This is a genomic window from Pseudonocardia sp. DR1-2, from assembly GCF_023717215.1.
Classification (GTDB): Bacteria; Actinomycetota; Actinomycetes; order Mycobacteriales; family Pseudonocardiaceae; genus Pseudonocardia; species Pseudonocardia alni.
Map to the genome: position 1 here is coordinate 1 of NZ_JAMQOF010000004.1, position 13,176 is coordinate 13,176.

Genomic DNA, 13,176 nt, shown 5'->3' on the forward strand with positions numbered 1-13,176 from the left:
CCGGGCCCGCCCCCCCCCCGCTCGGGGGGGGGGGGCGCGCCGGCCGGGCGGGGAGGGCCGACCGGACCGGGTCAGAGGTCGACCACGACCTTGCCCGTCGTCCCCGCCTCGACGGCCTCGTGCGCGGCGACGACGTCGTCGATCCCGAACCGGGTGACCGGCAGCGGGGTCAGCGCTCCGTGCGCGGCCGCGACGCCCAGCCCGTGGGCCGCGTCGGCCAGCACCGGGCGGGGCACGGTGTAGAGCAGCGCGAACCGCAGCACCGCGTTCGCCCCCATCAGCGCGCGGACCGGGATCGACGGGTCCTGCGGGGTGGCGGCGTAGGAGACGACAGCGCCCCCGTTGCGCAGCACCGCGAGGTCCTGCGCCAGGTTCTGGGCGAGCGAGACCTCGACGATCCGGTCGACCGGTCCGGCGGCGGCGAGGATCGCGGCGCCGGGGTCGCCGTCGCGGTAGTTGACGACGTGGTGCGCGCCGGCGGCCCGGGCCAGCTCGGCCTTCTCCGGACCGGACACGGTGGTCACCACGGTCGCCCCGGCCCAGCGGGCGAGCTGGATGCCGTAGTGCCCGACCGCGCCCGCACCGCCGGTGACCAGCACCGTCCGTCCGGCGACCGGGCCGTCGGCGAACAGGCAGTGGTAGGCGGTCATCGCCGGGACGCCCAGGCAGGCGCCGAGGTCGTCCGGCGCGCCGTCGGGCAGCACGGTGGCCTGCTCGGCCGGCAGCACCGTGTACTGCGCGCAGGTGCCCCACTCGGCGATCGCGGCGCCGCCGGCACCGCCCGGCGACGCGAGCCAGGTCCAGACCCGCTGCCCGACCCGGGACGGGTCGACCCCCTCCCCCACGGCGTCGATCTCGCCCACGCCGTCCTGGTGCGGGACGCGGACCCCGTCGAAGGGCCGTGACGTGGTGCCGTCGCGGGTCTTGGTGTCGGTCGGGTTGACCGCCGAGATGCGGACCCGGACCCGGACCTGGCCCGGGCCGGGCTCCGGGGTGTCGATCTCACCGACGGTCAGGACGTCGCGGGCGGTGCCTTCACGGGAGTAGCCGGCTGCCTTCACCCCGGCCATCCTGCCGTCGCCGGTCCGGGCCCGCACCCGGTGCGGCACGACCGGCGTCAGGCGGCGTCGCGGCGCTCCTCGGCCAGGGCGGCGACGGTCTCGCGGGCGGCGGCCCGGCGGGCCTCGGCGCGACGACGCCGCACCCGCCACCCGGCGACGCCGGCGACGACCACGACCGCCAGGACCACCCAGCCGGCGATCCCGAAGGCCTTCTCGAACTGCTCGGCGGCCTCGCGCAGCAGGAACCCGGCGGTCACGTGCACGGCCGACCAGACCGTCGCCCCGACGACGACGGCGGGCAGGAACCGCCGCAGCGGCAGCCCGGACGCCCCCGCCGCGGCCGGGGTCATCGTGCGCACCACCGGCAGGAACCGGGCGCCGAGCACCGCCCACGGACCCCAGCGGCGCAGGGTGCGGGCGGCGTCGTCCCAGGCGTCGCGGCCCATCCGGCCGATGATCCGCGACTCGCGCAGCCGCGGGCCGAGACGACGGCCGATCGCGTAGCCGATCGCGTCGCCGCAGGCGGCGGCGACCGCGACCACGCCGGTGACCAGCACCGCGGCCGGGACGTCCGGGACGGCCATCGCGGCGGCGATGAGCACGGTCTCGCCGGGCAGGACCAGCCCGACGCCGATCGTGGTCTCGCCGAGGGTGACCAGCCCCGCGACGAGCACCACCACCCACAACGGGACGGAGGTCAGGAAGTCGATGATCTCGGTGATGGGAGGCTCCTCGGCCGGGGTGACGGGGCCGCGTCAGTCGACGCAGGGCACCCCGTCGGCGGTCAGCTCGGGCTGGGTGTCGGCGGCCGGGGTCGGGTCACCCCGGGGCGCCGCGGCCCGTCCGGTCCCGCTCTCCGTCGGGGCCGGTGTCGCCGGCGCGCCGGTGTCCGCGTCGTCGCCGTCCCCGGGATCGGCCGGTGCCCCCGGCGCGGTCAGCCCGGCGAAGAACGCCGTGACCTGCCCCGGGTCGACCTTCACCGCGACGCCCTCGCTGCCGGTCCGGTAGTCGGCCCGGCCGGTGGGGATGGTGCGGAAGGTGACCCGGTCACCGCGCAGCTGCGCGGCGTGGGCGAGCATCGAGGTGAGGTCCCAGCCCTGGTCGAGCACGACGGCACCGTTGACCGCCTGCATCAGGTCGGCGACGGCCGTCGGGTCGGTGAGGGTGCCCGCCGACAGGAGCCGGTGGGTCAGCCCCGCGAGGAACGCCTGCTGGCGACGGACCCGGTCGAGGTCCCCCTCGGGCAGGCCGTGCCGCTGCCGGACGAACTGCAGGGCCCGGGCGCCCTGCACGGTCTGCGGGCCCGCGGCGAAGTCCGCGCCGGAGTAGCTGTCGCGCACCGGGGCCCTGAGGCACACCGGGACGCCGCCGAGCGCACGGGTGATCTCGGCGAACCCGGCCAGGTTGACCTGGGCGTAGTGGTCGATCGAGACGCCGGTGAGCTCCTCGACGGTGCGCACGAGCAGCCTGCTGCCCGCGGCGTTGGCCTCCCGCTCCAGGTCCGGCCCGCTCAGCCCCCGCCGGATCAGGTCCGGCCGGGCGATCGCCGCCCCGCGCGCCAGCGCAGAGTTGATCTTGTGTTTGCCGAGGCCGGGGACGTCGACCCAGGAGTCGCGCGGGATCGACACCGCGGAGGCGCCGAGGTCGGGGTCGTCCGGGATGCGGACCAGCATCAGGGTGTCGGTGTTGTCCTGGCCGTCGGCGTCGCCCGCGTCCAGGGCGTCGAGGACCTCGCGGGGCAGCGGGTTGCCGCGGGCGTCGACCCGGGAGTCGCTGCCGACCAGCAGGATGTCGGTCGCGCCGTCGGCGACGTGCGGTCCGGTCACGTCCGCGGTGGTCAGACCGCTGGTGCCGCCGACCATGGCCCAGCCGGCGCCGGTGGCGAGGAAGACCGCGACCGACAGTGCCGCGACGAGACCGCGGACGCGGTGCCGCCGCGGGGCGGGGGCGCCCTGCTCGGCGCGCGGCCAGGGGGCGACCGGGCGCATCGGGGTGGTGGGGCGGGCGCCGGGGTCGGCGGGCCGGGCCCGCGGGCCGGCCGACGGGGGCCGATCGCCGGGCCGGGCCGGGCCGCCCGACGGAGCACCGGGGACCGCGCGCGACGGACGGGGACCGGCCGGGGCGCCGGGGCGCGCCGCCGGCGGGCCGCCGGAACGGGGCCACGCGCCCGGCGACCGGGTGTCCCGCGGCGCCGCACCCCGGGTCCCGGTCCGCGGCGCGCCCGGAGCCGGCGGGACGCCGGGGACACGGGGTGCGCCGGCCCGGTCCGGACGCGGACGGTCCGGGGGCACCGGACCCGGCGGCGGCGTCACACGATCCCCCGCCCGCGCACGGCGTCCGGCTCCCGCCTGCGCTCCTGCGCGGCCACCACGGTCCGGACCACCTCGACCATGCCGGCGTCGGCGATGACGTAGATCTGGTGGCGGCCCTCGCGGCGGGCGCGGACCAGCCCGGCGAGCTTGAGCTTCGCCAGGTGCTGGCTCACCGTCGCCACCGGCTGGCCGAGGGTCGTCGCGAGGGTGCCGACGTCGCGCGGGCCGTCGGCGAGCAGCCAGACGATCTGCAGCCGCGAGGTCGCGGCGAGCATCCCGAACGCCGCGGCCGCGTCGGCCAGCAGCTCGGGGTCGAGGGGCTGCGGGTCCTCGGGGGCGGTCTCCACCGGGCCTCCAGACAGTTGCGTCACTTACGCAACTGTTACCGTACCGGGCGGCGCCGGACGCGGTGCCGGGGACCGGAGGGGCACCGTTGGACCGGACGATCGGGCGCGACGGTGCCGCGGCGCGGCCACCGCCCCCGCCGGCCGATCCGCCCGTCACGCCCGGCGAGCCCGCGCTGCGGCACTGGGCGGGCGCCGACGCGTTCGCGCTGCTCCGGGGCCTGGAGTCCTCGCGCCGCGGACTGTGCGAGGACACCGCCGCACTACGCCTGCACGCCCACGGCGACAACGCCACCGATGCCGTCCGGCGCCCGGGCGCGGCCGTGTGGGCCCGCCGCGCGCTCGCCGGCCCGTTCTCCGGCCTGATGACCGTGCTCGGGGTGCTGCTCGCCGTCGCGGGCAGCCCCGGCAGCGCGACGCTGGTGCTCGTCGTCGCCGCGCTCGGCGTCGGGTTGCGCCTGTGGCACGCCGCCCGCGGCGACCGGCTGTCGCGGGAGCTGCGCGCGCACGCCGCGACCACCGTGACGGTCCGCCGCCGCCCGGCCCCCGGGACCGCACCGCGCGACAGCGAGGTGCCGCCGGAGGACCTGGTGCCCGGCGACGTCGTGCTGCTCGGCGCGGGCGACCCCGTCCCGGCCGACGCGCGGCTGCTGCACGCCCGGGACCTGCTGGTCGACCAGTCGTCGCTGTCCGGGGAGCTGCTGCCGGTGGCGAAGGCACCGCCGTCGTCGCGCGAGCCGCGCCCGGCGCCGCGGCGACGGTCGTCGCGGGCGGGGACCGACGACGGCCCGGTCACCGCGCACCCGGCGCTGCTGTTCGCCGGGAGCACCGTGGTCCGCGGCACCGCGACGGCGGTCGTGCTGGCCACCGGGGCGCACACCCACACCGAGGAGCTGGCCGGGCGCGGCCGCCGTCCCCGTCCGGAGTCCGAGGTGGACCGGGGACTGCGGTCGGTGCGCCGGGCGCTGGTGCGCTGCATGCTGCTCGCGGCGCCGCTGGTGCTGCTGGTGAACGTCGAGGTGTCCGGTGACGTGCGGCAGGCGCTGCTGTTCGCCGTCGTCGTGACGGTCGGCCTGGCCCCGGAGCTGCTGCCGCTGATCGTCGGGACCACGCTGTTGCGCGGCGCGTCCCGGCTGCGCGAGTCCGGGGTGCTGGTCACCCGCCCGGAGGCCATCCACGACCTCGGCTCGATCGACGTCGCCTGCCTGGACAAGACCGGCACGCTCACCGAGGACCGGGTGGTGTTCACCCACTCCGTCGACGTCGACGGCCGTCCCGACCCCGCCCCGGCCGACGCGGCCGCGGTCGCGGTGCGCTTCCAGACCACCCCGCGCGACGGCCTCGACGACGCGGTGTCCGCCGCCGACCGGGACGGGTCGGCGCTGCTGGCCCACGGCCTGCTCACCCGGGTCGAGGAGGTGCCGTTCGACCACTCCCGGCGGCGCTCGGCGATGGTGCTGCGCGACGCGCACGACCCCGGTGAGCTGGTGATCGTGCGGGGCGACCCGGACACCGTGCTCCCCCGCTGCACCCGGGTCGCCCGCGACGGCGGGGCCGTGGAGCTGACCGCGTCGCTGCGGGCCGCGGCCGCCGACGCCGCGGCCGGGCACCGCGCGACCGGGCTGCGGGTCGTCGCGGTCGCCACCCGCCGGACACCGCTGCTGCGTCCGCTCGGCGCCGGTGACGACGACGACCCCGAGCGCGACCTGCTGCTGCTGGGCTTCGTCGGGATGGTCGACCCGGTGCGGGAGTCCGCGGCCCGCGCGGTGGAGCGCTTCGCCGAGCAGGGCGTCGCGGTGAAGGTCCTGACCGGCGACGACACCGCCGTCGCCGAGCAGGTGTGCGCGCGGGCCGGGATCGCGGTCACCGGGGTGCTCGACGGCGCCGGGCTCGATGCCCTCAACGACGTCGCGCTGGCCCGAGCGGTGGCGCGCACCACCCTGTTCACCCGGCTCGGGCCGTTGCAGAAGGAGCGGGTCGTCGCCGCGCTGCAGGCCCGCGGGCACACCGTCGGGTTCCTCGGCGACGGCCTCAACGACGTCGGCGCGCTGCGGATCGCCGACGTCGGGATCGGCGTCGACGGAGCGGTGCCCGCCGCCCGGGCGGCCGCGGACATCGTGCTGGCCGACCGCAGCCCCGACGTCGTCGTCTCCGCGGTCGAGGAGGGCAGGCGGACCCTGGGCCGCGCCACCCGCTACCTGACGGTGACCGCGGCGCTGAACGTCGGCAACGCCCTGTCGGTGCTGGTCGCCTCCGCGGTGCTGCCGTTCCTGCCGCTGCTGCCCGCGCAGCTGCTGCTGCAGGGCGTGCTGTTCGGGGTGGCCGCGCTGTCGCTGTCGTTCGACCGGGTCGAGCCGGGCTGGACGGCGCGGCCCCGGCGCTGGGACACCCGCGGGATGCTGTGGTTCATGGCGGTCCTCGGGCCGCTGGCCTCGGCGTTCGACCTGGTCACGTTCTGGGCGGTGTGGCGCTTCCTGGGCTTGGACACCCCGCAGGAGCAGGCGGTGTTCCAGGCCGTCTGGTTCATGGAGGGGGTGCTGTCCCAGGTCCTGGTGCTGCTCCTGCTGCGGACCCGGGCCGGGCGCGCCGCGCGGCCGGTGGTGGCGACGGTGACGGCCGTGGTCCTGGCCGGGCTGGCGGTGCCGTTCACCCCGCTCGCCCCCCTGTTCGGGATGGCGGCGCCACCGCCCGCGGTGTGGCCGCTGCTGGCGGCCGTCGTGCTGCCGTTCCTGTCGTGTGTGGCCGCGACGCGGCCGCTGTACCTGCGTCACGTGCTGGGGATCCGCCCCGCGGACCCCCGGCAGGAGAAGGAGAGGATCCGATGACCCCACCCGGACCGACCCAGCTGCTCGTCGTCCTGCTGGTCGTCGTGCTGCTGTTCGGCGCGAAGAAGCTGCCCGACCTGGCCCGCTCGGTGGGCCGGTCCACCCGCATCCTGAAGTCCGAGCTGAGCGGGACCCGCGAGGACGGCGCGGCCCGCTCCGAGGACCGGGACCTCGAGGAGCGGCCCGCCGGGGAGCCGGCGGCCCGGGAGCGGGTAGCGGAGGAACGGACCACCGGCGAGCGCTGACCGTCGCGGGGCCGGGGACGCACGTCCCCGGCCCCGCGGGCCGGTTCAGAGCAGCGAGGACCAGTAGGTCCAGAAGCGCTGCAGGATCAGCCCGACGACCACCAGGAACCACAGCACCACCGGCACCGCGTGGTAGCCGGTGATCCGGGCGTGCAGCGCACGCGCGCCGCCGCCGAGGGCGTCCAGGGTCGCGAGCAGCGAGTACCAGAAGATCGGGATCGTCACGGCCCACACGACCATGCAGTACGGGCAGAGCGCGCCGATCCGGTACAGGCTCTGGACGATCAGGTAGTGCACGAAGACGACGCCGAGCGCGGACCCGGCCGTCAGCCCCACCCACCACCAGCGCGGGAAGCGGGCCCCGGCCAGCAGGGCCGCACCCGTCGTCACCACGACCGCGAACGCCCCGATCCCGAGCAGCGGGTTCGGGAACCCGAAGAACGCCGCCTGCGGGGTCGTCATGACCGACCCGCAGGACAGCACCGGGTTGATGCTGCACGACGGCGTGTAGGCCGGGTCGATCAGCAGCTCGATGCGCTCGACGGTCAGCGTGAACGCCGAGATCAGCCCCAGCACGCCGCCGACGACGAGCAGCCACGGCAGGAACCGCGGCACCGGCCCCGGCACGGCCGGGGCGCCGGTGGCGACGCGGGAGAACTCCTCGGTCCGCGCCGCGGCGGGGACGCTCACCGGTTCACCGCGGCGTCGAGGGCGTCGGTGATGTCCTGCACCGAGCGGAGCTGCACCTTCTCACCGTTGACGAAGATCGTCGGGGTGCCCTCGACGCCGGCGGCGAGCCCGGCGTCCTTGTCGGCCTGGATCTTCGCGGCGGTCGCCGGGTCGGCGACGGCGGCGTCGTAGGCGTTCAGGTCGAGGCCGAGGTCCTGGGCGTAGCCGCGGAACACCGTCGCCGCGTCCGGGGACTCGGACCAGTCGCGCTGGGTCTGGAACAGGCGCTCGTACATCGGGTGGAACGCGCCCTGGGCGCGGGCCGCCTCACCGGCGAGCGCGGCGGCCTCGGCGTTCTGGTGCATCGGCAGCGGGAAGTTGCGGAACACGAACTGCACGCGGTCGCCGTACTGCTGCACCAGCTGGTCCATGATCGGCTGGACCTGGCCGCAGGCGGGGCACTGGAAGTCGGCGAACTCGACCAGGGTGGCCGAGGCGTTCGGGGCGTCGTTGAGGCGGGCGGCGTCGGCGGTGACGAGGCTGTCGGGCGCACCGGCGGCGGCGCCGGTCTCCGGGGCGCCGGGTCGCGTCGCGAACAGCAGCGCGGCGACGATCAGCGCGAACGCGCCGACGACGGCCAGGGAGATCTTGACGTTGCGGGTCATCGGGAGTCTTCCTCCACGGGGCCCGGCGCGGTGGCCGGGTCGGAACGGGTGCGGGGACGCGGTGGCGGGGTGTCCGCACGCCTCAGTTGCGGTCCACGCAGAGGTGCTCCACCGGCGACGGCGCGCACAGCGTCCGTTCCGGTGCGGCGGGCGGCGCGGTGCCGGTGTGCCCGGCCGCCAGGACGGCGACCACGGCGACCGGCAGCAGCGACGGGACGGGCACGTCGTCGTCGCGGCGGGGGGCCTGCTCGCAGTCCCCCGCGTGCATCAGCGTGAGCGGGTGCTGCGAGCAGTCCGAGCCGACGACGACCGCCGGGGTGGCGCCGTGGGCGCCCGGGGCGGTCGCGACGGCGGGGCCCGCGCACAGCACCAGGGCCAGGACCAGCAACGCCATCGGGGCGAGGACGCGCACGTGCCTCACCCCACCTCTCCGCTCCGACCACGGCCGGACGCCTCCGGCAGCGCCCAGGACGATACCGAGGGGCCCTCGCCGCCCCGGTGCTCCCCCACGGCCCGCGTGGGTGGCGACCGGCCGCCGCGCCGGGACGCCCGGTCGCCGGGCCGCTACGGTCGGTGCGTGAGCTTCCCCGAGCCCGGCGCGGTGTGGCGCCCCGCCGCGACCACCGAGCGCGCCGTGACCTCCCCGACCGGCTCGTGGACCCGGTTCGCCGCACCCGGCGCGGAGGTCGGTGGCGGGTTCGGGCTGTTCGAGTCGTGGATCCCGGCGGACTCCCCGGGCGCGCTGCCGCACCTGCACACCGGGTTCACCGAGAGCTTCTACGTCCTCGACGGCGCACTGCGGGTCATGACCGGCGACACCTGGACCGAGGCCGGGCCGGGCGACCTGGTGCACGTCCCGCACCGGGGGGTGCACGCGTTCCGCACCGGCCCGGACAGCGACGCGCGGTTCCTCATCCTGTTCGTGCCCGGCGCACCGCGGGAGCGCTACTTCCGGGGGCTGGCGGAGTTCGCGGCGCGGGCGACGCCGCCGTCGGCGGAGGAGGTCGACGCGTTCGCGCTGACCTGCGACCAGGTCAACCTGCGCGACCACCCCGGCTTCACCACGCCGCTCAGCTGACCAGACCCGCCCGGAACGCCAGCGCGACGAGCTGCACCCGGTCACGCGACTGCGTCTTGGCGAGCAGGTGACCGATGTGGGTCTTCACGGTCGCCTCGGAGACGACGAGGTCGGCCCGGATCTCGGCGTTGGACCGGCCGTTGCCGACGAGGACGAGCACCTCCCGCTCCCGCGGGGTCAGGTCGGCGAGCGCGGCGACGGCGTCCACCGACGGCTCCGCGGCGGCCGGCTCGGGCGCGGTGAGCAGCGGCCGGGTGGCGCGCAGCAGCCGCCGGGTGGAGACGGGGTCGACGACCGAGTCGCCGCGGTGCACGGTGCGGACGGCCTCGATGAGGTCCTGCGGGGACACGTCCTTGAGCAGGAAGCCGCTGGCACCGGCGGCGATGGCCTCGGTGACGGACTCGTCGAGGTCGAAGGTGGTGAGCACCAGGACCCGCACCCCGGGGTGCTCGGCGACGACCCGGCGGGTGGCGGCGATGCCGTCGAGGCGGGGCATCCGCACGTCCATCAGCACGACGTCGACCTCGGTGCGGCCCAGCTCGGCGAGCGCGGCCTCGCCGTCACCGGCCTGGGCGACGACGGCGAGGTCGTCGCACGAGTCGAGCACCATCGCGAAGCCGGTGCGGACCAGCTCCTGGTCGTCGACGAGCATCAGTCGTACGGGGTTCACCGTTCTCCTCGGGCCGGGGGTGTGAGGGGCAGGCGCAGCCGGACCGTCCAGCCGCCGTCGGCGTGCGGACCGGCCTCGACCGAGCCGCCGTGCAGGGCGGCGCGCTCCCGCATGCCGGTCAGGCCGTGGCCGCCGCGCGGTGGGGTGGGGACGGGGCCGCGGGCTCCCTCGTCGTGGACGCGCACGGTCAGCTCGTCGGTGGTCCACCGCAGGTCGACGTGGGTGGGCACGCCGGGCCCGGCGTGCTTGATGACGTTGGTCAGCGACTCCTGCACGATCCGGTAGACGGTCAGGCCGGGACCGGTCGGGAGCTCCCGCGGGGTGCCGATGGTCCGCAGGTCGGCCGGCAGCCCGCCGGTGCGGACCTGCTCGACGAGTGCGGGGACGTCGCCGGCACCGGGCTGCGGACGCGCCGGGTCGGTGTCGGAGTCGTCGTCCGGGCCGGTGTCGCGCAGCATCGACAGCAGGCCGCGGACGTCGGAGAGCGCGGACCGGCCCGTCGACGCGATGCCGGAGAGCACCTCGACGGCCTTCGCCGGGTCGCGCTGCGCGGCGAACTGGCCGCCGTCGGCCTGGGCGATGATCCCGGACAGCGAGTGGGCGACGACGTCGTGCACCTCGCGGGAGATCCGCGACCGCTCGGCCAGCAGCTCGAGACGGACCTCCTGGCGGCGGCTCTCCTCCAGCAGCCGGTTGCGTTCGCGCAGGTCCAGGGTGCGGCGGTGCGCGGCGCGGCGCAGCGATCCGAGCAGCCACACCAGCACGGGGACCATCGCCATCATCCCGGCCAGGGCCAGCACGGTGAGCGGGGTGGCCCCGGGGAGCTGCAGTATCGACGTCGGCGGACGCAGCAGGAACGGGCCGAACATCCCCATGGTCAGCACGACCAGCGCCAGCCAGCCAGCCCAGCGGGGCCCGTAGGCGACGGCCGAGTAGCCCATGACCAGCGACGGCAGCAGGTACGCGGGGTGCACGGCCGGCTCGACGACGGTGCAGACGAGGGCGACCGCGGCCGTGGCGAACGCGGCCGGCATCGGGACGACCCGGCGCAGCGGGACGGGCAGGGCCGCGAGCACGGCCACGACGAGGGCCAGGATCCGCACGTCCGACCGGACCTTGCCGTCGAGGGTCCAGCTGACCGCGACCCAGATGAGCAGGGCGGCCAGCACGGCGTCGACGACGACCGGGTTGCGGCGGCCGAGCGCCACCGCGCGTTCGACGAGGGTCGGGGCCTCCGACGGGGTGGAGCGCAGGGTGGGCAGGCTGCGCAGGGAGTCCCGCACCCGTGTCGTGATGCTCATCGCGCCTCCCCCCGCTCCGGCCCCGATGATCCCCGGTACCCGATCGTGTCGGCCGCCCGGCCCGGCGTCGTGCTGTCCATGTCCCCAGCCTCGCGCGGGGTGGCCCCGCCGGGCATCGGAGCGCGGTCCGATCCCCGGTCTCCGACCGTGGGCGGAGAACCGGCCGCGCGCACGGAGACGCTGTGCACCAGCGCTTCCAGCGGACCGCGCCCGACGAGACCGCGCCAGGCCCACGCGGAGGCCACGGCCAGGACCGCGACCAGCGCCGTCGCCGCCCACGGCGCGGTCTGCGGCCACCCGCCGAGCGAGGCGAGCAGCGCGATGTGCCCGGCGTAGAGGGTCAGCGCGAGCGCTCCGGTCGCCGTGAGCGGGGCGAGCAGACGGCGCCCGTACCGGGCGGTGAGCAGACACAGACCGAGCACGGCGACGGCGACCCCGGCCGCCCCGACGACGTCGAACGGGCTGCCGCTGTGCGGGGTCGCGGCGAGCAGCCAGGCGGGTGTGGTGGTGGCGACCGTGCCCAGGGCGCTGCCGCCGAGCAGCTGCAGCGCGAGCTCGGCGGGCACACCGAGCCGGTCGGCGACGGGCGCGACCGACGCGAGGAGCGCGTCGCGGCCGCCCAGGACGTCCAGCGCCAGCCAGGACCCGCCGTAGCCGAGCACCGCACCGGCGGCCCCGCCGGCGACCAGCCGGGTGCCCGCCGTACGCAGGTCGAGCCGGCCGACCGCCATCCCGAGCAGCAGGAACGGCATCCAGGTCAGGACCGGGTAGGCACCGCTGAGCAGCACCGTGTCGAGCGCGTGCACGAGCCCGGCGGGCGAGGTGAGGTCGGACAGGTGCACGGTCGCGCCGAGCACCGTCCGCCCGTCGGCGTCGGCCGGGGACCCGAACCGGGCGCGCAGCACCCAGGACAGCAGCGCCCCGGCGACGGCCCAGACCGCGGCGGCGACCGCCAGCGCCCGGGCCGGGGCGAACAGCACCGGCAGGAGCAGCCAGAACAGCACCCCGTAGACGACGAGGATGACCATCGGCCCGCTGCTGACCTCGGCCAGGAGCAGCCCGAGGACCACCAGGAGCAGTCCGCGGACCGCGATCCGGCGACGCAGCCACACCCGGTTCCGCGCGGACGGCGCGGCGAGGACGGGCGCGGCCATCAGGGCCAGCGACACCCCGCCGAGCACCGCGAACAGCACCGCCGCGCGCCCGTTCACCGCCTGGACCAGCCAGGACGACCCCGCGGCGACGGCGACGTGCGCGACGATCATGCCGAGCACGGCGAGGCCGCGGGCGGCGTCGACACCGGCCACCCGGGCGTGCCCGGGACGGTGCCGGCCGGGACGGTGCCGGCCGCGCGGCCACGACCCGCTGTCCGGTCCGGCGGGTGGCGTCGACGGTGGGACGGGGGCCCGGTCTGTCGTGGTCATGCGGCAACGGTGCGGGCCGGGGCGGCCCGGGCGCGTCGGAGCGAGGGCCGATCTGCGCCGTCCGACCACGGTCGTAGGGTCGCCGTCGTGGGTGACCCCTTCTCCGTGCAGGTGGACGACGAGCGCACCCAGCTGACCGCGTTCGTCGAGGAGTACCGGACGCTGGTCGCCGGCGTCCTCGACGGTCTGACCGAGGAGCAGGCGCGACGGCGGCTGGTCCCGTCGGCGACGACCCTGATCGGGCTGGTGCGGCACGCCGCGTTCGTGGAGACCGTCTGGTTCGGGATGGCCGTGTCCGGCAGGTCGCGGGCGGAGCTGGGGATCCCCGACACCGTCGAGGAGTCCTTCCTTCCCGGCGCCGACGAGACCGTCGACTCGGTCCGCCGGCACTACCTGCAGGTGTGCGAACGATCCCGGGCCGCCGTCGCCGGGCTCGGGCTGGACGACACCGTGTCCGGCCGCGGGTACCCGATCACGGTGCGCTGGCTCCTCCTGCAGGTCCTGCGGGAGCTGGCCCACCACTGCGGACACGCCGACATCCTGCGGGAGCAGGTGCTGGCGGCGGGCTGAGCCGCTCACCGC

The 13,176-nt window shown here is 76.8% G+C and carries 14 protein-coding genes; 4 read left to right on the forward strand and 10 right to left on the reverse strand.

Annotation, left to right across the window (positions count from 1 at the left end):
• Positions 1 to 71: 71 nt before the first annotated feature.
• The 4 genes from ND486_RS12270 to ND486_RS12285 form a co-directional block, all read right to left on the reverse strand.
• On the reverse strand, positions 72 to 1,070 hold the full coding sequence (locus ND486_RS12270) for an NADPH:quinone reductase (RefSeq protein ID WP_251784449.1): 999 nt from the start codon (positions 1,068 to 1,070) through the stop codon (positions 72 to 74).
• A gap of 47 nt (positions 1,071 to 1,117) precedes the next feature.
• On the reverse strand, positions 1,118 to 1,738 hold the full coding sequence (locus tag ND486_RS12275) for a DedA family protein (RefSeq protein ID WP_251784450.1): 621 nt from the start codon (positions 1,736 to 1,738) through the stop codon (positions 1,118 to 1,120).
• Positions 1,739 to 1,816: 78 nt separating this feature from the next.
• A complete protein-coding gene (locus ND486_RS12280; RefSeq protein WP_251784451.1) occupies positions 1,817 to 3,049 on the reverse strand; it encodes an LCP family protein in 1,233 nt (410 codons plus the stop codon).
• A gap of 320 nt (positions 3,050 to 3,369) precedes the next feature.
• Complete coding sequence (locus ND486_RS12285) at positions 3,370 to 3,720, reverse strand: metalloregulator ArsR/SmtB family transcription factor (protein ID WP_251784452.1); 351 nt, start codon at positions 3,718 to 3,720, stop codon at positions 3,370 to 3,372.
• A gap of 86 nt (positions 3,721 to 3,806) precedes the next feature.
• On the opposite strand from ND486_RS12285, the gene mgtA reads away from it, so the two are divergent.
• Positions 3,807 to 6,542 (forward strand): magnesium-translocating P-type ATPase, encoded by a 2,736-nt coding sequence (gene mgtA / locus ND486_RS12290; RefSeq protein ID WP_251784453.1) that lies wholly within the window; start codon positions 3,807 to 3,809, stop codon positions 6,540 to 6,542.
• Positions 6,539 to 6,787, forward strand: coding sequence for a twin-arginine translocase TatA/TatE family subunit (gene tatA, locus ND486_RS29040; RefSeq protein ID WP_285898640.1), 249 nt, complete (start codon positions 6,539 to 6,541; stop codon positions 6,785 to 6,787). Before mgtA ends, tatA begins: the two co-directional genes overlap by 4 nt.
• 45 nt (positions 6,788 to 6,832) lie before the next feature.
• Here tatA and ND486_RS12300 read toward each other — a convergent pair whose 3' ends face one another.
• The 3 genes from ND486_RS12300 to ND486_RS29710 form a co-directional block, all read right to left on the reverse strand.
• Positions 6,833 to 7,477, reverse strand: a complete 645-nt coding sequence (locus ND486_RS12300) for a vitamin K epoxide reductase family protein (RefSeq protein WP_374231403.1) — start codon at positions 7,475 to 7,477, stop codon at positions 6,833 to 6,835.
• Positions 7,474 to 8,121 carry a thioredoxin domain-containing protein gene (locus ND486_RS12305; RefSeq protein ID WP_251784454.1) on the reverse strand — a complete coding sequence of 216 codons (648 nt, stop codon included), beginning with the start codon at positions 8,119 to 8,121 and terminating at the stop codon, positions 7,474 to 7,476. The genes ND486_RS12300 and ND486_RS12305 overlap by 4 nt, the downstream gene beginning before the upstream one ends.
• Positions 8,122 to 8,203: 82 nt before the next feature.
• Entirely contained in the window at positions 8,204 to 8,542 is a 339-nt protein-coding gene (locus tag ND486_RS29710; protein ID WP_251784455.1) for a hypothetical protein, read from the reverse strand.
• Between the two features lie 156 nt (positions 8,543 to 8,698).
• Between ND486_RS29710 and ND486_RS29715 the strand changes: the two genes are divergently transcribed.
• Positions 8,699 to 9,199, forward strand: coding sequence for a cupin domain-containing protein (locus ND486_RS29715; protein ID WP_251784456.1), 501 nt, complete (start codon positions 8,699 to 8,701; stop codon positions 9,197 to 9,199).
• Here ND486_RS29715 and ND486_RS12320 read toward each other — a convergent pair.
• Genes ND486_RS12320 through ND486_RS12330 form a run of 3 tightly spaced genes read right to left on the reverse strand, consistent with a single transcriptional unit; the run spans position 9,192 to position 12,594 of the window.
• Positions 9,192 to 9,869, reverse strand: a complete 678-nt coding sequence (locus ND486_RS12320; RefSeq protein ID WP_224402914.1) for a response regulator transcription factor — start codon at positions 9,867 to 9,869, stop codon at positions 9,192 to 9,194. The two genes, ND486_RS29715 and ND486_RS12320, sit on opposite strands and share 8 nt — an antisense overlap.
• A complete protein-coding gene (locus ND486_RS12325) occupies positions 9,866 to 11,170 on the reverse strand; it encodes a sensor histidine kinase (RefSeq protein WP_251784457.1) in 1,305 nt (434 codons plus the stop codon). Before ND486_RS12325 ends, ND486_RS12320 begins: the two co-directional genes overlap by 4 nt.
• A complete protein-coding gene (locus ND486_RS12330) occupies positions 11,167 to 12,594 on the reverse strand; it encodes a heparan-alpha-glucosaminide N-acetyltransferase domain-containing protein (protein ID WP_251784458.1) in 1,428 nt (475 codons plus the stop codon). Before ND486_RS12330 ends, ND486_RS12325 begins: the two co-directional genes overlap by 4 nt.
• 87 nt (positions 12,595 to 12,681) lie before the next feature.
• Here ND486_RS12330 and ND486_RS12335 point away from each other — a divergent pair, with 87 nt between their 5' ends.
• A complete protein-coding gene (locus ND486_RS12335; protein ID WP_251784459.1) occupies positions 12,682 to 13,164 on the forward strand; it encodes a DinB family protein in 483 nt (160 codons plus the stop codon).
• Positions 13,165 to 13,176: the final 12 nt, after the last annotated feature.